Below are 18,401 nucleotides of genomic sequence, written 5' to 3' on the forward strand. Positions count from 1 at the left end.
GTGGCGGGAAACCGGCCGCGCGACGATCAGGCGGCGGACGGCCCGGCGTTGGTACGGGAGCGGACCACCTCGACTACGTGGGCGACCGCCTCGTCGATCGAGACGCCGTTGCGCTGCGAGCCGTCCCGGTAGCGGAACGACACGGTGCCGCCGTTGACGTCGTCGTCACCGGCGATCGCCATGAACGGGATCTTCTGCTGCTGCGCGGTCCGGATCTTCTTCTGCATCCGGTCGGTGGAGTGGTCCACCTCGGCACGGATGCCCGCTCGACGAAGCTTGGTGACGAACTCCTCGAGATACGAAGCGTGGTCGTCGCGGATCGGGATGCCGACCACCTGCACCGGCGCCAGCCAGGCCGGGAACGCGCCCGCGTAGTGCTCGACCAGCACGCCGAAGAACCGCTCGATCGAGCCGAACTTCGCCGAGTGGATCATCACCGGCTCCTGCCGGGTGCCGTCGGCCGCCTGATACTCCAGACCGAACCGGGCCGGCTGGTTGAAGTCGTACTGGATGGTCGACATCTGCCAGGTCCGGCCGATCGCGTCGCGCGCCTGCACGCTGATCTTCGGACCGTAGAACGCCGCGCCACCCGGGTCGAGCACCAGCTCCAGCCCGGACTCCTCGGCCACGTCGGAGAGGACCTTGGTGGCCTTCTCCCACTGCTCGTCCGACCCGATGAACTTGTCGCTCTTCGGGTCGCGGGTCGACAGCTCCAGGTAGTAGTCGTCCAGGCCGAAGTCGTCGAGCAGCGAGCGGACGAAGTTCAGCAGGTGCTTGATCTCGCCGGGGGCCTGCTCGGCCGTCACGTACGAGTGGGAGTCGTCCTGGGTCAGCCCGCGCACCCGGGTCAGGCCGTGCACCACGCCGGACTTCTCGTAGCGGTACACCGTGCCGAACTCGAACAGGCGCATCGGCAGCTCACGGTAGGACCGCCCGCGCGACCTGAAGATCAGGTTGTGCATCGGGCAGTTCATCGCCTTGAGGTAGTAGTTCGCCCCCTCCAGCTCCATCGGGGGGAACATCGTGTCCTTGTAGTACGGCAGGTGGCCCGAGGTGTGGAACAGGCCCTCCTTGGTGATGTGCGGCGAACCGACGTACTGGAAGCCCTCCTCGATGTGGCGGGCGCGGACGTAGTCCTCCATCTCGCGCTTGATCACGCCACCCTTCGGGTGGAAGACCACCAGGCCCGACCCGATCTCATCGGGGAAGGAGAAGAGGTCCAGCTCGGTGCCGAGCTTGCGGTGGTCCCGGCGCTCGGCCTCGGCAAGACGGGTGAGGTACGCCTTGAGCTCGTCCCGCGACGGCCACGCCGTCCCGTAGATCCGCTGCAGCTGCGGGTTCTTCTCCGAGCCACGCCAGTAGGCGGCGGCCGAGCGCATCAGCTTGAACGCCGGGATCAGCCGGGTCGACGGCAGGTGCGGGCCGCGGCACAGGTCGCCCCAGACCCGGTTGCCGTCCTTGTCGAGGTTGTCGTAGTGGGTCAGCTCGCCGGCGCCGACCGCGGCGGCCTCCTCGTCCACGTCGCCCTTGATGTCGACCAGCTCGAGCTTGAACGGCTCCGCCTTCAGCTCGGCCTTGGCCTCGTCGAGCGTGCCGTACTCCCGGCGGTGGAAGGTCTGCCCGGCCTTGACGATCTCCTGCATCCGCTTCTCGAGCTTCGCCAGATCGTCCGGCTGGAACGGCTTCTCCACGTCGAAGTCGTAGTAGAACCCGTCCCGGATCGGCGGGCCGATGCCCAGCCTCGCCTCCGGGAACACGTCCTGCACGGCCTGGGCCAGCACGTGCGCGGTGGAGTGGCGCAGCACGTCGAGCCCGTCCGGGGTGTCGATCGCGACCGGCGTCACCTCGGTGTCGGCGGCCGGCGCCCAGGCCAGGTCGCGCAGCCGGCCGTCGGCCTCACGGACCACGACGACCGCCTTCGGCCCGTGGGCGGGGAGCCCGGCGGCGGCCACCGCGTCGGCCGCCGTAGTCCCGGCCGGGACGACTAGAGGGTCGGCCACGACGGGTGTACGGGGTGCAGACACGATGGGTCTCCTTCGTAGTGAACGTCCGGTCGCTCTACGGACCGCCCACCGATGCTATCCGCCGGGTTTGGGCGGTCTTCCGGCGGCGCGCTGCAAGTCGCTGCCGCTCAGTCGCCACCGGCGGCCGGAAGCCAGCCGGGCAGTTCCTCGCGGGCCGACAGCCACGCCCCGGGAATGCCGTCCCGGCCGGTGTGGCTCGCCACCACTCCCCCGGCGATCGCCGCCGTGGTGTCCACGTCACCGCCGGCGACCACACAGGCGGCCACCGCGGCCGGGTAGTCGTCGAGGAACCGGTCGGCCACCCAGAGCGCGAACGGCACCGTGTCCATGGCCGTGGCCTGGCCGCCCGAGCCGAGCCGCTCGGCCGCCTCGGCGACGCCGGCCCGGACCAGCCCGGCCGCCTCGGCCAGGCCGTCGTGGACCACTCCGGCCGGGGTGTGCCCGGCGGTGGCCCGCAGCAGCTGACCCCGGTCGGGCCGGTGGCCGTTGAGGCGGGCGGCGGCGGCGAACGCGGCGGCCACCGACACCGCCACGCCACCGGCGATCCCCTCCGGATGCGCGTGGGTGACCTCGGCCGCGCGTACCCCCTGGGTGGCCGCATGGGCCAGGGAGTCCGCATGCCAGGCGCCCAGCGGCGCCGCCCGCATCGCCGCGCCGTTGCCGCACGAGCCCTGACCGTTGAACGCCGCGGCGGCGGCGATCGGCCAGGGCAGGCCCTCCCGGATCTCGCGGAGCATGACGACCGCCCCCGGGCCGTAGCCGCGGTAGGGCTCGAACCGGGCGGCCAGCAGCTCGGCGAAGGCGTCCCGGTCGAAGTCGCCCTCGGCCAGCGTGGCGACCAGGCAGCAGGCCTGCTCGGTGTCGTCGGTCCAGTCCCACGGGGCGGCCGGCACCCGGGCGTCGAGGAGGTCGGCGGGCTTGTTGCCGGGCACGAAGTACTGCGCTCCGAGGGCGTCACCGACGCTGAGGCCGGCGAGGCTGTCCTGGGCGAGGGCGAGACGGGTACCGGGGAAAAGTGTGAATGACATCGGTACTTCGGATCGTATTCCATCACTGAGCGTCATCAAAGACTCTCGTTCGATCACCCTTTAGGTTCTCGTTGCCCGGGACGCTAACGTCTTCGCATGGCCACGGTGTTGCTCGTCGAAGACGACCATGTCGTGCGCGGCGCCATGCTCCGTTCGCTAGCCGACCGGGGGCACGCCGTGCACGCCGTCGGCACCGCCCTGGAAGCGCTCCGGCGGGTCGCCGCCGAGACGCCCGACCTGGTCGTTCTCGATCTCGGGCTGCCCGACCTGGACGGGTCGGACGCGCTGCGCATGCTCCGCGGCATCACCGACGTGCCGATCATCATCGCCACCGCGCGCGACGACGAGCAGACCGTCGTGCGGCTGCTGCGGGCCGGCGCCGACGACTACATGGTGAAGCCGTTCACCGGCGCCCATCTGGACGCCCGGATAGCCACCGTGCTGCGCCGCGTGGGCCGGGCCAGCCGCGCCGCGCAGCCGGCCGTCCACGAGGTGGGCGAGCTCCGGGTCGACGTCGGCGAGCGCAGCGCCACCCTCGGCGATCAGCCGCTGGCGCTGACCCGCAAGGAGTTCGACCTGCTGGCCTACCTCGCCGCCCGCCCGGGCCGAGTGGTTTCCCGTCGTGAGCTGTTGGAGGAGGTATGGCGACAGCCATCGGTCGGCGAGGACCAGACCATCGACGTGCATTTGTACTGGCTTCGCCGGAAACTGGGCGAGTCCGCGGCGAAGCCCCGTTACCTGCGCACCGTGCGGGGGGTCGGATTCCGGTTGGTGGCGCCGGACTGAGGTTGCGGCTGGCGTACACCACCGCCGCCACGACCGCCGTCGCCGCGCTCGTCTTCCTGGTCCCGCTCGGCTGGGAGCTGCGCAACGACCACCGTGAGGCCGCCCTGGCCCAGGCCGCCGAGCGCACCTCGACGGTGGCCGGCGCGATCGCGGCCGGCGCCGGGGAGAAGGGTGTCGCCGCCGCCGTCACGGCGGCCGGTGGCGCCCCGGTCGTGCACACCCCCGGGCTGTCCGCCTCCGCCGGCGGCCGGGCCGACGCCGGCCTGATCGACCGGGCCGCGGTCGCGGCCGGCCCGACCGTCGAGGACGTCGACGGCGGCATGGTCCGGCTCCAACCGGTCACCGCGGCCGGCAAGACCCTGGTCGTCGAGGCCTTCGTGCCGGACGCGGAGCTCAACCACAACACCGCGCGCGACTGGTGGCTGCTGCTCGGCCTGGCCGTGGTGCTGGTCGGCGGGGCCGTCGTGGTGGTCGACCGGCTGGCCCGCGGCGCCGTCGACTCGGCCCGCAACCTGGTCGACGCGGCCCTCGCGGTCGGCGACGGCGACCTGGAGATGCGGATCCAGCCGTCCGGCCCCCGCGAGCTGGCCGAGGCCGGTTACGCCTTCAACCGGATGGCCGACCGCCTGGTCACCTCGCGGACCGACGAGCGGGAGCTGGTCGCCGACCTGTCGCACCGGCTGCGGACCCCGCTGACCGCGCTGCGCCTGGACGCCGAGGCCCTCGACCCGGACGACACCCAGATCATCGACCTCACCGCCGACGAGGTGGACCGCCGTCGTGGCATCCGGCGGATCCGGACCGCGATCGCCACCCTGGAGGACGAGGTCAACCACCTGATCACCACCACCCGGCAGGCCGTCGCGGACCGGGTCGCCGCCGAGCCGGAGGACGGGCTCTGCGACGCCAGCGAGGTGGTCCGCGAGCGGATGATGTTCTGGTCGGCGCTCGCCTCCGACCAGGACCGGCAGTACCGGGTGGTCGGCGCGCACCTGCGCATCCCGGTGCCGGTGGCCCGCGCCGAGCTGGCCGCCGCGCTCGACGCGGTGCTGGGCAACGTGTTCCGCTACACCCCGCAGGGCACCGCGTTCGAGGTGGCGCTCTCCCGGCGTGACGGCTGGGTGGCGCTGCGCATCGACGACGCCGGCCCCGGCATCCCCGACCCGGAGAAGGCGCTGCGCCGCGGCCAGAGCCAGCAGGGATCCACCGGACTGGGACTTGATATCGCCCGCCGGGTGGCTCAGGCTACCGGCGGCTCGGTCAGTCTGGACCGGGCCGTGATGGGTGGGGCGAGCGTGGTGATGCTGCTGGCCGACGCGGACGCCACCCCGAAACAACCGAGCCGGTTCGGCCTGGTCGGCCGGGGCCGGCCGGCACGCGACCGCGACCCGGGACGACGACGCTGGCAACGAGGACGGGAATGAGCAAGGGCTTCCATCGCCGCGACCCCCACGAGGACCGTGTCCCCCGGAAGACACAGCGCTTGCTTATATCTGCTTTAAGAAGGTTCCCCTTCGCGGCGCGGGCTGGCAGTGTTCCGTTCGATCCCATCCGGCTTCCCGGATCGCAACCCGCAGCGCGTCCCCATCGCCGCGATCAGAGAAGCCAGCGCGCGGTGGGAGGCGGTCACCCCATGGACCCCTCCCACCGCCAACCCGCTCGACAAGGAGACGCCGTGTCCGCGCATCGCCGGCCGACGTTCCGCGGGTCGCCGTCCGGACGGCGCCGCGCGGAGGAGACTCCGAAACCTCCGAAGACACGCTCCGCTACTTTCCGGTTCCTTCCGGTAGCCCTCGGCCTGGCGCTGCTCGGCGTCGGCGGCGTGGTCGGCCCCAGCGTGATCAACTACGGTCCGTCGAAGGACGACTACGCGCTGACCGCGCTGCCCGCCGACGCTCCCGAGCAGGGCCTCGTCTACAGCGGCCTGAAACTGGCGTCCTCCGGCTCGGTCTGCGCCGGGGCGTACCTGGTGTTCGAGGAGACCTGCACACACGGTCCCGACCCGGCGCCCGACGGCCTCTCGGTCCGTCGTGGCGTCGCCCCGGTGACCGCGGGCAGCGACGAGGTGATGGTGGTGCGCCGGGAGACCGGTGGCGTGCCCGGCGACGCCGAGATCGCCCGCGACGAGGGCGGCAGCGCGATCACCGCCGACGCCCCGGCGCTGATCCCGGACGCCGCGCCCGGCCAGGCCGACTTCATCCTCGGCCCGGACGACGTGGCCTGCGCCGGCGACGGCCGTACCGGCAAGCGGGTGCAACTGCTCTACCTGCACGAGTCGGCGACGGCCAGCCGGTACGGGAAGTTCCTCAACTCCTTCCGCACCTGGGCGGCCGGGGTCGACGCGATCTACGACGCGAGCGCCGGCGAGACCGGCGGCTCCCGCCACATCCGGTACGTGACGACGCCGGAGTGCCGGCCCGACGTGGCCGAGGTGCAGCTGCCGGACGGGTCGCTGCGCTCGTTCGCGTCGACCATCGACGCGCTGCGCAGCCTCGGCTACAACCGGACCGACCGCAAGTACCTGATGTTCGCCGACACGAACCTCTACTGCGGCATCTCCACCTACCTCAACGACACCCGTCCGGGCCGCGGCAACCGCAACAACGGCGGCCCGTCGTACTCCCGGGTCGACGCCGGCTGCTGGAGCGCCGCGATGGCCGCCCACCAGCTCACCCACGCTCTCGGCGCGGTGCTGACCGACTCGCCGAACGCGACCGGCGCGGGCAGCTGCCTCGACGAGTACGACCTGCTCTGCGGCAAGGACCGGACCGGCAAGCCGGTGAAGAACGTGTGCCCGAAGAAGAACGACAACCGCCTCGACTGCGGCCACGACGACTACTTCAGCACCAACCCGGAGCCCGGCAGCTACCTGGCCGACCACTGGAACGTGGCGCTCAGCGAGTTCCTGCTGCGCAGCGACGGCGGCGACGACATCCCCGACGTGCCCGGCGCGACAGTGCCCGACCAGGGCACGCCGGACGCGCAGCCGCCGGCGGACCCGGCGCCGAGCGGCCCCGCGCCGAGCGGCCCGGCGCCCAGCGCGGGCGTCTCCACCGCGCCGAGCCCGAGCCCCTCGGTGGCCGTGCCGGCCATCCCGGACCCGGCCGTCTCGGCGACCGGCCCGAAGATCGCGGTGACCCCGGTCGCCCAGCAGCGCCCGACGGCCGGCCCTCCGGCGGGCACCGGTGACGGTGACGGCGTCGGCGCGCCGCCCGGCGTCACCAACGACGGCGTGCAGGCGGTTCTGGAGATCCGGGAGGCGACCAGCGGCTCGGTCCGGCTGAACTGGAGCGCCGCCGGGAAGAACACCGACTACGAGGTCATGGTCGACGGGGAGCCGGTGGCCACCACGCGCGCCACCCGGGCCCGTCTGATCGGCCTCCGGCCGGACGCGAAGTACGTCGTGCAGGTCCGCAACCGCAAGCTCGGCTACCTGGCCAAGGCCACCGCACAGACGGCGCCCGCGGCCGGCCCGGTGCAGAACTCGTGGTTCGTGCTGACCAACTCGCTGACCGGCGGCGCGGCCGACCTGTACGCGGCCCGCTCCACCGACGGCACGCCGGTCACGCTCGGCAGTGACGAGGGCGGCACCCAGCAGCAGTGGCAGCTGGTGCCGGCCGGCAACAACACCTATTCGCTGGTCTCGAAGGCCAGCAACCGGTGCGTGATCCCGCTCGGCGGCGATGTGGTCGCCGGGACGCCGCTGGTGCAGGGCGACTGCCGGGCCGGCACGGCCGCCCGGTGGGCGCTACGGGCGTCGGCGTACGGCTTCACGATCCGCGCCGCCTCCGGTGATCTGGTGATCGGGGTGGGCGCACAGCGCTTCGGCACGCAACGCGTGCTGGTACTGCAAGAGGACACCGAGCAGCGGCACCAGAGCTGGACTGCTGTGCCGGACTGACGGGAGACGAGCGATGCCCGATGTGCTGAGCAGGCCCGAGACCGAGCCGGACGACAATCCGGCCCGGTTCACCCGGCGACGGCTCCTGCGCTGGCTGACGATCCTCACCATCGGCACCCTGACGATGGTCGCCTGCTGGCAGGACCCGCTCTACCCCTGAGCGGTGGTGTAGGCGTCGATCTCGGCGAGCAGCGCGGCCTTGCCCTCGGGCGAGCGGAAGCTGTGCCGGACGGCGTTGCGGGCCAGGTCCGCCACGCCGGCGGTGTCCAGCTTCAGCAGCCGGGCCGCCGTCGCGTACTCCTGCTCCAGGGTGGTGCCGAACATCGGCGGGTCGTCGGAGTTGACGCTGACCGGGACCCCGGCCGCCACCAGCGTGGCGATCGGGTGTTCCTCGATGTCGGCGACGGCCCGGGTCCGCAGGTTGGACGTCGGGCACACCTCCAGCGGGATCCCGTGCTCGGCGAGGTGGGCCATCAGCCGCTCGTCCTGGGCGGCGGCGATGCCGTGGCCGATCCGCTCGGCGCCCAGCTCGTGCAGGGCGTCCCAGACGGTCTGCGGGCCGGTGGTCTCGCCGGCGTGCGGGACGCTGTGCAGGCCGGCCGCGCGGGCCTCGTCGAAGTACGGCTTGAACTGCGGCCGCGGCACGCCGATCTCCGGCCCGCCCAGACCGAAACTGATCAGCCCGTCGGGCCGTTCGCCGAGAGCGATCCGCAGCGTCTCCTCGGCCGCCGGCAGCCCGGCCTCCCCGGGGATGTCGAAGCACCAGCGCAGGTCCACCCCGAAGTCGCGGGCGGCGCCGGCCCGGGCGTCCTCGATCGCCTCGCAGAACGCCTTGGCCGCGATGCCCCGGCGGACGCTGGAGTACGGCGTGACGGTCAGCTCCGCATACCGCACGTTCTGCCGGCCCAGCTCCCGCCCGATCTCGTAGGTGAGCAGCCGGACGTCCTCGTCATCGCGGATCAGGTCGACGACGCTCAGGTAGATCTCGACGAAGTGCGCGAAGTCCCGGAACTCGAAGTAGTCGGCCAGCAGCGCCGGATCGGCCGGGACCGGCGAGCTGCCCTCGTGCCGGGCGGCCAGCTCGGCGACGATCCGCGGTGACGCCGAGCCGACGTGGTGGACGTGCAGCTCGGCCTTGGGCAGGCCGGCGATGAACGACGTCAGGTCGGTCAAGAGTTCCCCCTAAATAGTTGCCACCACGAAGATACGGCGGAAGGGGAACGCCACGAGACCGTGCCGCACCGGATGATCCGCGATGATCCGCTCGGCCAGCGCGGCCCGGAAGGTGGCCCACGCCGCGTCGTGGAGGGCCGCGCGCACCGGGCGCAGGGCGGTCCCCTCCATCCAGCGCAGCACCGGGTGCTCCGGCCCGTCCGCCGGCAGCAGGTGCAGGTAGGTGGTCTCCCAGGCGTCGACGGTCGCCCCGGCCGCGGTGAGGATCCCGGCGTATCCGGCCGCGTCCAGCACCGGGTCGGCGCGCAGCTCGACCGGCGACAGCTCGCGGGCGGCCCGGTGCCCGGGGCTGTCGAAGTTGCCCGGCACCTGCATCGCGAGCCACGCCCCGGCCGGCAGCTCACGCGCCCAGCGGGCGAGCATGTCCTCGTGCCCGGGGACCCACTGCAGGGCGGCGTTGGTGACCACCACGTCGACGTCCGGCTCCGGGCGCCAGCCGGCGATGTCACCGAGCCGGAAGTCGACGGAGCCGGGCTCGGCGGCGGCCTTGGCGATCATCTCGGCCGACGAGTCGATCCCGGTCACCCGGGCGCCGGGCCAGCGCTCGGCGAGGGTCCGGGTCAGCTCGCCGGGTCCGCAGCCGAGGTCGGCGACGGCCCGCGGACGTTCCGCGCCGATCCGGGCGACGAGGTCGAAGAACGGACGGGAGCGTTCGGCGCCGAAGCGGCGGTACACGGCGGGGTCCCACATGACAGCCTCCTAAACCGTACGTACGTCTTGTTTGAACCTACCAGCTGAGCGGTAGGGTCACGACGTGGAAAAACGAAGCTTCCGTAGGCTGGGCCGGACCGTCGGCGTCGTGGGACTGGGCGCCTGGCAGCTCGGGGCCGACTGGGGTCAGGTCAGCGAGGCCGACGCGCACGCCACCCTGCAGGCCGCCGTCGACTCCGGCGTCACCTTCATCGACACCGCCGATGTGTACGGGGACGGTCGCAGCGAGCAGATCATCGGCTCGTTCCTGAAGGACCACCCCGGTCTGACCGTCTTCACCAAGATGGGCCGCCGGCTGCCCCAGGAGCACGCCAACTACTCGCTGGACAACTTCCGGGCCTGGACCGACCGCTCCCGGGCCAACCTCGGGGTGGACACGCTGGACCTGGTTCAGCTGCACTGCCCGCCCACCTCGGTGTTCAGCTCGGACGAGGTCTACGACGCTCTCGACACCCTGGTCGAGGAGAAGCGGATCGGGGCGTACGGGGTGAGCGTCGAGAAGGTCGACGAGGCCCTCGCCGCGATCGCCCGGCCCGGCGTCGCCAGCGTGCAGATCATCCTCAACGCGTTCCGCCTCAAGCCGCTGGAGCGGGTGCTGCCGGCCGCCGCCGAGGCCGGCGTGGGCATCATCGCCCGGGTTCCGCTCGCCAGCGGCCTGCTCTCCGGGCGCTATGACGAGACCACCACGTTCGGCGCCGACGACCACCGCAACTACAACCGGCACGGTGAGGCGTTCGACGTCGGCGAGACGTTCTCCGGCGTGGACTTCCGAGTCGGCCTGGAGGCGGTGGGCCGGCTGCGGCCACTCGTCCCGGCGGGCGCGACGATGGCCCAATTCGCTCTGCGCTGGATCATCGATCAGCCGGGGGTGACAGCGGTGATCCCGGGGGCCCGTAACCCGGAACAGGCGCGGGCGAACGCCGCGGCCGCCGATCTTCCGCCGCTCTCGCCGGAAACCAGAGAAATGATCACCGTGGTCTACGATGAGTTGATTCGCCCGCAGGTGCACGACAAATGGTGAACAATGAAACCGAGCCGCCGCGGTTGAGAGGCTGGCTCACCATGTCCCTGGGTCTGCTCGCCGTCGTGCTCGGTGGCGTGTGGACACTCCAGGGTCTGGACTACCTCGGCGACAGCCTGATGAGCGGGCAGACGGTGTGGGCGGCGGTCGGCGGTGCGCTGATCGTCGTCGGTCTGTTATTGATCATCTTCGGGATGCGCCGGCGGTCCCGCGGGCAGAGCTGAGCCCGGCGGGCCGCGACCCCTGCACGAAAGAGGCCCCGCAACCTCAGGGAGGGTGCGGGGCCACGGTCGGGCCGGCCTCCGCCAGGCGGCCGGCGAGCCGGTCTCACGACCGGCGGTTAAGGTCTCAGAGCGGGCGAACCTGCTCCGCCTGCGGGCCCTTCTGGCCCTGGGCGATCTCGAACTCCACCCGCTGGTTCTCCTCCAGAGTGCGGTAGCCGCTCGTCTGGATGGCCGAGAAGTGGACGAACACGTCAGCACCCCCGCCGTCGACGGTGATGAAGCCGAAGCCCTTGTCTGCGTTGAACCACTTCACGGTTCCTTGCGCCATGCTGAACTCTCCTTCTGAAAATGCCGGCCCGCCCAACCGCGGCAGCGCGGGGCCGATGACCGTTTTCGAGCAGCGGTACCGCGAGGCGGCCTTTCAGAGGACGTCCCATCCGCTCGGCTCTCGTGACACCTGCCGACCCTCCCGGGGCGGGGCCGGCGTCCCGCGGGCCTAGCGGAAGCTAGCGAACCACGTACGCAAAAACTGGCCACACTGTACCCGAAAATCGGGCCGTAAAGCTGCCCCTCGAAGGAATCCAATAATGGATGACCGATATGGAAAAGGCCCCCCACTTCTACCGAACGAGTCCGGAACGAAGCGAGGGGCCGCCAAGACACTTGTCTATACAACAGATGATCTAGTCGGGCCAGGTGCCCGTCAGTTTCTGCGTTGTGATGGCGCCGCCACGATGGACCGCCGCCTTCACGACCGCGAAGATCGCGCCCTGCAACGCGGCCGCGGTGAGGATCTCGCCCCACCCGCGATCCGGGTCGCCGGCGTCCGGTGCGTCGTCCTCACCGGCGACCAGCTTCCACACTTCCTTGAAGAGGAAACCGGCGGCCGCACCGGCGGCGAAACCCATCGCCACGTTGACCGGCTTCAGTGCGACCTTGGACAGCTTGCCCGCCATCAGCGCCTCCCCCGGATGATCAGAATGATCCCGGCCGCCGCCGCCAGCCCGGCGATCAGCAGCATCGTCGGCATCGGATTCGCGCGCACCCGTTCCCCGGCCTGATGGGCCAGCTCCCGCGGCGGCGTCTCCCGGACCCGCCCGGTGGCGCCGGCCGCGGCCTCCCGCACCCGCCCGGTCATCACGGCGGCCTGGGTGAGCACCCGTTGCTTGGTCTCCTGCACCTGCTCACGGGCACGTGCCTTCACGTCCGCCCGAGCGGCCAGCGCCTGCACGGTCTCGCCGAGCTCGGCGCGGGTCTGTCTGATGTCCTGCCGCAGCGCCACCAGGTCCGGCTTGGCGGCGGATCCGTTCTTGTCGCTCATGCCCGGCTACGCTCCTTGACCGCGTGCTTCACTTCGTCGACATCGGCCTTGACACTCTCGATCGCGGCCAGCGGCTCCGGCGGAACCGCCCGGCTGATCTGATTCTTGCCCAGCAGCGCCAGCACGCCCGCGGTCACGAAGAGCACCACCGTGACGATCAGCGCGGCCAGCCAGAGCGGCAGAACCAGATCCAGGGCGATGATCCCGGTCGCGATCGCCGCACCCAGCCCGTACATCGCCAGCGCGCCGGCGCCACCGAACAGGCCGGCGCCGATGCCCGCCCGCTTGCCCTTCTCGGCCAGCTCGGCCTTGGCCAGGGTGATCTCGTCCCGGACCAGACGGCTCAGCTGCTCGCTGGCCATCTGCACCAGCTCGGCGGTCGACTTCTCGGCGGTCGGCCGGACGGGAACGCCGTTCACGACATCGGCCATCATGTCCCCCTTTCCGTGTGATCGGGGTATGCCCTGATCAGAGGTCTCTCAATCCTCGCTGTCGGACGCAACCGGGACAGGTCCCCCGAACACCGCTCCACGGGCGTCGCCGTCGATGCCGCCGCTGAACACGCGGGCCGCGTCCGAGCCGGCGTCCGCCCCGGGGGACCCGGCCCGTTGCGCCGGCGCGAGCGAGGCCTTCTCCACCTCGGCGCGCACCCGCGGCACGGCCGACCGCTGGTGCTGCCAGATCCAGCCGACCAGCCGCTCCCGGACCAGGCACCGCAGGTCCCACAGCGCCGCCGCGTCGTTCGCGCTGACCAGGGCGCGCAGCCGGATCCGGCCGTCGATCGCCTCGGTCACCTGCAGCACGCAGACCTTGCCGTTCCACAGGTCCGACTCCTCGCAGACCCGCCGTAGCTCGGCCCGCACCGCCTCGACCGGGGTCGCCCAGTCCACGTCGATCTCCGCGGTGCCGAGCACCGCCGACGACGTCCGCGTCCAGTTCTGGAACGGCTTGGTGGTGAAGTACGAGGTGGGCAGGATCAGCCGCCGGTCGTCCCAGATCTGCACGACCACGTAGGTGAGGGTGATCTCCTCGATCCGGCCCCACTCCTGCTCCACCACGACCACGTCGTCGACCCGGATCGCGTCGCTGAAGGCCAGTTGCAGGCCGGCGAACACGTTGCCCAGCGTGCTCTGCGCGGCCAGGGCGGCGACCACGCTGATCAGGCCGGCCGAGGCGAGCACGCTGGCGCCGAGCGCCCGGATGTCCGGGAAGGTCATCAGCATGACGCCGATGGTCAGCACCACGATCGCGGCCACGGTGACCCGGCGCAGCATCACCACCTGGGTCCTGATCCGCCGGCTCTTGAGATTGTCCGGCACGTCGGTGCGCCACCGGGCCAGCGCCACGTCCTCCAGCACCAGCAGGGTGGCGCCGACCAGCCAGGCGGCGGCCGCTATGCAGAACAGCACCAGCGCGTGCACCACGCCGGAGCGGCCGGGGAAGTCACCGGCCCAGATCCGGACGGCCTGTTGCACCACGGTCAGGGTGACGGTCGCCAGGAACGGCCGGTGCATCGTACGGGCCAGGTCGGCGGCGAGCGCGGACCGGCGGCCGATCCGTGTGACGATCGCGTGCACGATCTCGACGAACACGATCGCCGCCACCGCGGCGCCGGCGACGGCCAGTGGAGCAGTCACGCTGGACAATTCACTTCCTTCCCACGAGCGTTGTCACGGCCGGCGTCCAGCCTCGCCCGTGGGGCCGACGGGAACACCGGCAGCGGCGGATGTCAGACACAGCTCACATCCGCCGCCCAGGTTCCGTCGAGATCTCAGATCTTGCGGTATTTGGCCTGCGCCAGGCAGTAGACACCGAACGCGGCGATGCCGGCGGCGATCAGGCCGAGGAGCCACACGCCCCACGAGTAGCCGGCCAGCGTCTTCAGCGCGGCGTCCAGGCCACGGGCCTTGTCCGGGTCGTACTTGACGGCGGCGGTCACCACGAGCAGGCCGGCGATCGCGTACGCGACGCCCTTGGCGGTGTACCCGGCCATGCCCAGGCGGATGATCGTCTGGCGCGAGCCGGCCGGCATCTGCTGGGTGTTCAGGTGACGGGTGAACTTCTTCTTGTAGCCGTAGATCGCCATGCCGATGCCGACGCCGAGGACCACGAGGCCGATCAGGCCGACCAGCCAGCGGCCGCCCTCGGAGCTCATCAGGCCGGAGGCGCTGCTCGCGTTGCTGTCGCCCATCGAGGAGCCGGCGTCCTGCACCACCTTGATGGCGTTCCAGGCGAGGTAGCCGTAGAGGACGGTGCGGGCGCCGGAGAGGATCCGCTCGGCCATGGCCCGGCGGTCCTGCGGGCCGCTCTCGCCGATCGCGGCCTCGAAGGCCTGCCAGATCGCCATGGCGATCAGCCCGACGGCGATGATGATCAGCAGCGTCTTGCCGAACGGCTGCTGCGCGATGGTTTGAAGTGCTCCGGACTGGTCACTGTCCTGTCCGGAGCCACCCATGGCCACCTGCAGCGCGATCCAGGCGAAGAGCAGGTGGATGATGCCGTATCCGATGAAGCCGCCCCGAGCGAGAAGCTCCAGGGGCTTGCTCTCGGCGGCCCGTGACGCGGTGTGCTTGACGTTCGAGGCTGCGGTCATGCCCCCAATGTGACCAGCGGCGACGATCGTCAAACGTGGGCCGTCACCGGGACACCTCGATCTGAATGGCGTCCTGCGTGACACTCGACAGCGAGACCTGGAGCCCGCCGACGTCGACGGCCTGCTGGCCCTTGGTGAGCTGGATCTTCTCGCCGGCCACGTCGAGGGTCACCGTGTTCTCGTCGGCGGAGACGAACTTGGCCTCCACACCGAGCACCTCGACGCTGTAGTTGGTCTCCCGCTTGATGTTGACGGTGCACTGGTCGAGGCCGCAGCTGACGTCGTCACCGCACCCGGTGAGCAGGCCCAGGCCGAGGACGGCCGAGGCGACGGCGGCGGCGATGCGGCGGCGCGGCATAGAGATCAACACCCTTTCACGGTACGGGGTACGAGCAACCCTAAGGTGACAAGAGTGAGCGATTACCTGGTCCGCGACAACAGCGCCGAGCACCGTTTCGAACTCGTCGTCGACGGCGAGGTGGGCGCCCTGGCCACCTACCGTGCGCGCGACGGCGTGGTGAACATCCTGCACACCGAGACCGCGCCCCGGATGCGCGGGCGTGGCCTGGCCGGCGAGCTGGCCCGGCAGACCCTCGACCAGATCCGCGAGCGCGGCGACCGGGTGATCCCGTCGTGCCCGTTCTTCGCCAAGTGGATCGGCGAGCACCCCGAATACCAGGACCTCGTGGTCACACGCTGAAACCCGCTGTGGCGCTCGCCGGTGAGCGCCACAGCGGAGATGTCAGGCGGCCACCGGCTGCGGGGCTGGCTCCGGGACGTCCACACCGGCGATGATCTCGGCGGCGGCGCGGCCCAGCGCGCGGGTGGCCCCGTGGGTGGCGATGTGCACGCCGCCGGTCACGGTGACCGGGATGCCCATCTCGACGACGATCGCGTCCGGCCGGGCCGCCAGCACACCGGCCAGGGTCCGCTCGATCCACGGGTGACGGTGCACGTCCCGGACCACCAGGACCAGCGGCCGCTCCCCGGCCCCGGCCAGCACCGGCGCCGACGGGTCGGCCAGCGGCTCCAGGTCCTCGGCCTCGAACCGGACCGCGGTGGTGCCGGGCAGCAGCTCGGCGAGCGGGTCGCCGACACCCCACGGGGTCTCGCTGCCGATCGCGATGTTGCGCGGCGGCGCGAACTCGACAACGTGCGGCACGCCGGAGACCGGCAGGACGGGGCCGGCCGCGGTGCTGGTCACGCGGACCGCCCGGCGCGCCGCCGCGAAGCCGACCGTCGAGCCGAGCAGCGCGTCGGCGGCCGGGAAACCGAGCACCGCGACCTCGGCGCCGGCCGCGGCGTCGGCGATCGCGCGGGCGCCGGTCGCCACCTGCGTACGCGTGGTCCAGGCGGCCAGCGCGCGGACCCGGGCGACCGCGTCGCGCAGCCGCGCCTCGGGCAGCTCCCCGGAGCGGACCGCGGCGACGATCGCGTCCCGCAGGCGGATCGCGGTCTGCTCGTCGGCGTGGTCGCCGCCCACGCAGATCGCGTCCACCCCGGCGGCGAGCGCGCGGACGGTGGCGCCCTCCAGGCCGAAGCGGCGGCGCACGCCCTGCATCTCGATGCCGTCGGTGACGATCAGGCCGTCGAAGCCGAGCTCCTCACGGAGCAGGCCGGTCAGGATGCGCGGGCTGAGCGTGGCCGGCAGGTCCCGGTCCCACGCCGGAACCAGCAGGTGGCCGGTCATCACGGCCCGGGCGCCGGCCGCGATCGCCGCCCGGAACGGGACCAGCTCGCAGGCGGCCAGCTCGGCCTCGGACCGGTCGATCACCGGCACGTCGTGGTGCGAGTCGACGGCGGTGTCGCCGTGACCGGGGAAGTGCTTGGCGCAGCCGGCCACCCCGGCGGACTGGAGCCCGCGGATGAAGGCCGACGTGTGACGGGCCACCAGATGAGGCTCGGCGCCGAACGCGCGTACCCCGATGACCGGGTTTCCGGGGTTGCTGTTGACGTCGGCGTCCGGGGCGTAGTCGAGCGTGATGCCGGCGTCGGCCAGCTCCCGGCCCAGATCGCGGGCGACCAGCTCGGTCAGCTCGGCGTCGTCGACCGCGCCGAGGGCCAGGTTGCCCGGACGGGAGCTGCCGTGCCGCGACTCGAACCGGGTGACGTCACCGGCCTCCTCGTCGATGGCAACGATCACATCCGGGTTCTCCGAGCGGAGCTGCGCGGTGAGCGCGGCCACCTGTACGGGCGACTCCACGTTGCGGGCGAAGAGGGCGACTCCCCCGAGCCCGGCGCCGAGCCAGCGGCGGACCCAGTCCGGCGCGGTCGTCCCCACGAAGCCCGGTTGCAGTACCGCAGCTGCCAGTTCCGGCAATTCGCCGTGAATGGACATGAGCCCCCGTACCTCCGATGCGTTCGGCTCCCCCGTTACGGGGACCTATGTTCACACCCTCCCGAGACTTTAGTCAACAAACCTTTCTATTTGCTGTGGCATCCCGATCGCTAGGATGTGCACGTGCTCACTCCACTCGCCGCAACGGGTGTCGACTGGTCCGAGGTGCATGCCGTCCGCCTCCTCGGCATCGCCCTCGCCGTGCTCTTCCTGCTCTGGGCGATCCGCCGCATGTTCGGAGGCAAATAGGGGTATCGGGGGCGCCATGCGCATCGGATACTTCCTGTCGAGCGAGGAGTACTCGCCCGGCCAATTGCTGGAGCAGGCGAAAGGCGCGGAGCGCGCGGGATTCCAGGGCCTGTGGATCTCCGACCACTACCACCCCTGGGTGGACGCGCAGGGCCAGAGCGCCTTCGTGTGGTCCATGATCGGCGCGCTCAGCCAGGCCACCGGCCTGCCGATCACCACGGCCGTCACCTGCCCGACCGTCCGCATCCACCCGGCCGTGATCGCCCAGGCCGCCGCCACCAGCGCGGTCCTCACCGGCGGCCGGTTCCGGCTCGGCGTCGGCACCGGCGAGGCCCTCAACGAGCACATCTTCGGCGACGCCTGGCCCGAGCTGGACGTCCGGCTGGAGATGCTGGAGGAGGCCGTCGAGATCATGCGCGGCCTCTGGACCGGGGAGAACTACTCGCACCACGGCAAGCACTACACCGTGGAGAACGCCCGCATCTACACGCTGCCGGAGCAGCCCGTCGAGATCCTGGTGTCCGGTTTCGGGCCGAAGGCGATCGAGGCCGCCGCCCGGATCGGCGACGGCTACGTCAGCGTCATGCCCGACGGCGACCTGGTCGACCGGTTCCGCAAGGCCGGCGGCGGGAGCAAGGTCGCCCAGGGCGGCTTCAAGGCGGCGTTCGCGGACACCGCCGAGGAGGGCGCGCGGATCGCGTACGAGAAATGGCCCAACGCCGGCGTGCCCGGCGAGCTCTCCCAGGTGCTGCCCACGCCCAAGCACTTCGAGCAGGCGTCGCAGCTGGTCACCAAGGAGATGGCAGCCGAGAGCTTCGTCTGCGGCAACGACCCGGAGAAGCACCTCGAGATGATCCGGAAGTACGCCGACGCCGGCTTCGACGAGATCTACGTCGCCAACTCGGGCCCGCACTACCAGGGCCTCTTCGACCTGTACGCCCGTGAGATCCTCCCGAAGATCGGATAGCCTCC

Annotated in this window: 21 protein-coding genes; 9 read left to right on the forward strand and 12 right to left on the reverse strand. The window is 71.6% G+C overall.

Features of this window, described 5'->3' with window-relative positions; translation table 11 throughout:
- Positions 1-26: 26 nt before the first annotated feature.
- Positions 27-2,024: a threonine--tRNA ligase gene (thrS, locus tag BM290_RS14035; protein ID WP_177319706.1), complete on the reverse strand. Its 1,998-nt coding sequence runs from the start codon at positions 2,022-2,024 to the stop codon at positions 27-29.
- Positions 2,025-2,131: 107 nt separating this feature from the next.
- Positions 2,132-3,052, reverse strand: a complete 921-nt coding sequence (locus BM290_RS14040) for an ADP-ribosylglycohydrolase family protein (RefSeq protein ID WP_093613985.1) — start codon at positions 3,050-3,052, stop codon at positions 2,132-2,134.
- Between the two features lie 96 nt (positions 3,053-3,148).
- Here BM290_RS14040 and BM290_RS14045 point away from each other — a divergent pair, with 96 nt between their 5' ends.
- From BM290_RS14045 to BM290_RS48305, 4 genes are all read left to right on the forward strand, one after another.
- Entirely contained in the window at positions 3,149-3,838 is a 690-nt protein-coding gene (locus BM290_RS14045) for a response regulator transcription factor (RefSeq protein WP_043525920.1), read from the forward strand.
- Positions 3,839-3,840: 2 nt separating this feature from the next.
- Positions 3,841-5,262: a HAMP domain-containing sensor histidine kinase gene (locus tag BM290_RS14050; protein WP_239143525.1), complete on the forward strand. Its 1,422-nt coding sequence runs from the start codon at positions 3,841-3,843 to the stop codon at positions 5,260-5,262.
- 251 nt (positions 5,263-5,513) lie between these two features.
- Complete coding sequence (locus BM290_RS14055; RefSeq protein WP_093613987.1) at positions 5,514-7,739, forward strand: RICIN domain-containing protein; 2,226 nt, start codon at positions 5,514-5,516, stop codon at positions 7,737-7,739.
- A gap of 13 nt (positions 7,740-7,752) precedes the next feature.
- Entirely contained in the window at positions 7,753-7,899 is a 147-nt protein-coding gene (locus BM290_RS48305) for a hypothetical protein (protein WP_177319708.1), read from the forward strand.
- Here the strand turns inward: BM290_RS48305 and BM290_RS14060 are convergent.
- Together BM290_RS14060 and BM290_RS14065 are read right to left on the reverse strand one after the other, a co-directional pair.
- A complete protein-coding gene (locus BM290_RS14060; protein ID WP_093613989.1) occupies positions 7,890-8,912 on the reverse strand; it encodes an adenosine deaminase in 1,023 nt (340 codons plus the stop codon). The genes BM290_RS48305 and BM290_RS14060 overlap by 10 nt on opposite strands.
- 9 nt (positions 8,913-8,921) lie before the next feature.
- The gene (locus tag BM290_RS14065) at positions 8,922-9,662 is read right to left on the reverse strand and encodes a methyltransferase domain-containing protein (protein WP_093613991.1); all 741 of its coding nucleotides are present in this window, start codon (positions 9,660-9,662) and stop codon (positions 8,922-8,924) included.
- 64 nt (positions 9,663-9,726) lie between these two features.
- Here BM290_RS14065 and BM290_RS14070 point away from each other — a divergent pair, with 64 nt between their 5' ends.
- On the forward strand, positions 9,727-10,704 hold the full coding sequence (locus BM290_RS14070) for an aldo/keto reductase (protein WP_093613993.1): 978 nt from the start codon (positions 9,727-9,729) through the stop codon (positions 10,702-10,704).
- Complete coding sequence (locus tag BM290_RS14075) at positions 10,698-10,928, forward strand: hypothetical protein (protein ID WP_093613995.1); 231 nt, start codon at positions 10,698-10,700, stop codon at positions 10,926-10,928. Before BM290_RS14070 ends, BM290_RS14075 begins: the two co-directional genes overlap by 7 nt.
- A 124-nt stretch (positions 10,929-11,052) precedes the next feature.
- Here the strand turns inward: BM290_RS14075 and BM290_RS14080 are convergent, their stop codons facing one another.
- From BM290_RS14080 to BM290_RS14110, 7 genes are all read right to left on the reverse strand, one after another.
- Complete coding sequence (locus BM290_RS14080) at positions 11,053-11,256, reverse strand: cold-shock protein (RefSeq protein WP_011905669.1); 204 nt, start codon at positions 11,254-11,256, stop codon at positions 11,053-11,055.
- Between the two features lie 355 nt (positions 11,257-11,611).
- Positions 11,612-11,884, reverse strand: coding sequence for a DUF4235 domain-containing protein (locus BM290_RS14085; RefSeq protein WP_093613997.1), 273 nt, complete (start codon positions 11,882-11,884; stop codon positions 11,612-11,614).
- The gene (locus BM290_RS14090; protein WP_093613999.1) at positions 11,884-12,249 is read right to left on the reverse strand and encodes a DUF3618 domain-containing protein; all 366 of its coding nucleotides are present in this window, start codon (positions 12,247-12,249) and stop codon (positions 11,884-11,886) included. Before BM290_RS14090 ends, BM290_RS14085 begins: the two co-directional genes overlap by 1 nt.
- Positions 12,246-12,680, reverse strand: a complete 435-nt coding sequence (locus tag BM290_RS14095) for a phage holin family protein (protein WP_093614707.1) — start codon at positions 12,678-12,680, stop codon at positions 12,246-12,248. The genes BM290_RS14090 and BM290_RS14095 overlap by 4 nt, the downstream gene beginning before the upstream one ends.
- Before the next feature lie 48 nt (positions 12,681-12,728).
- Positions 12,729-13,886, reverse strand: a complete 1,158-nt coding sequence (locus BM290_RS14100) for a mechanosensitive ion channel family protein (protein WP_093614001.1) — start codon at positions 13,884-13,886, stop codon at positions 12,729-12,731.
- Positions 13,887-14,020: 134 nt separating this feature from the next.
- On the reverse strand, positions 14,021-14,842 hold the full coding sequence (locus BM290_RS14105) for a DUF1206 domain-containing protein (RefSeq protein ID WP_093614003.1): 822 nt from the start codon (positions 14,840-14,842) through the stop codon (positions 14,021-14,023).
- A gap of 43 nt (positions 14,843-14,885) precedes the next feature.
- Complete coding sequence (locus BM290_RS14110; protein ID WP_093614005.1) at positions 14,886-15,212, reverse strand: hypothetical protein; 327 nt, start codon at positions 15,210-15,212, stop codon at positions 14,886-14,888.
- 42 nt (positions 15,213-15,254) lie between these two features.
- Here BM290_RS14110 and BM290_RS14115 point away from each other — a divergent pair, with 42 nt between their 5' ends.
- Positions 15,255-15,542: a GNAT family N-acetyltransferase gene (locus tag BM290_RS14115; protein ID WP_093614007.1), complete on the forward strand. Its 288-nt coding sequence runs from the start codon at positions 15,255-15,257 to the stop codon at positions 15,540-15,542.
- A 42-nt stretch (positions 15,543-15,584) separates the two neighbouring features.
- Here the strand turns inward: BM290_RS14115 and BM290_RS14120 are convergent, their stop codons facing one another.
- Entirely contained in the window at positions 15,585-17,180 is a 1,596-nt protein-coding gene (locus BM290_RS14120) for a glycoside hydrolase family 3 protein (protein ID WP_093614009.1), read from the reverse strand.
- 123 nt (positions 17,181-17,303) lie between these two features.
- On the opposite strand from BM290_RS14120, the gene BM290_RS50635 reads away from it, so the two are divergent.
- Both BM290_RS50635 and BM290_RS14125 read left to right on the forward strand, forming a co-directional pair.
- Positions 17,304-17,429: a hypothetical protein gene (locus BM290_RS50635; RefSeq protein ID WP_275413259.1), complete on the forward strand. Its 126-nt coding sequence runs from the start codon at positions 17,304-17,306 to the stop codon at positions 17,427-17,429.
- 16 nt (positions 17,430-17,445) lie between these two features.
- Positions 17,446-18,396, forward strand: coding sequence for a TIGR03557 family F420-dependent LLM class oxidoreductase (locus tag BM290_RS14125; RefSeq protein ID WP_093614011.1), 951 nt, complete (start codon positions 17,446-17,448; stop codon positions 18,394-18,396).
- The last annotated feature ends 5 nt before the right edge of the window (positions 18,397-18,401 follow it).

The organism is Actinoplanes philippinensis (genome assembly GCF_900113015.1).
GTDB classification, from domain to species: domain Bacteria; phylum Actinomycetota; class Actinomycetes; order Mycobacteriales; family Micromonosporaceae; genus Actinoplanes; species Actinoplanes philippinensis.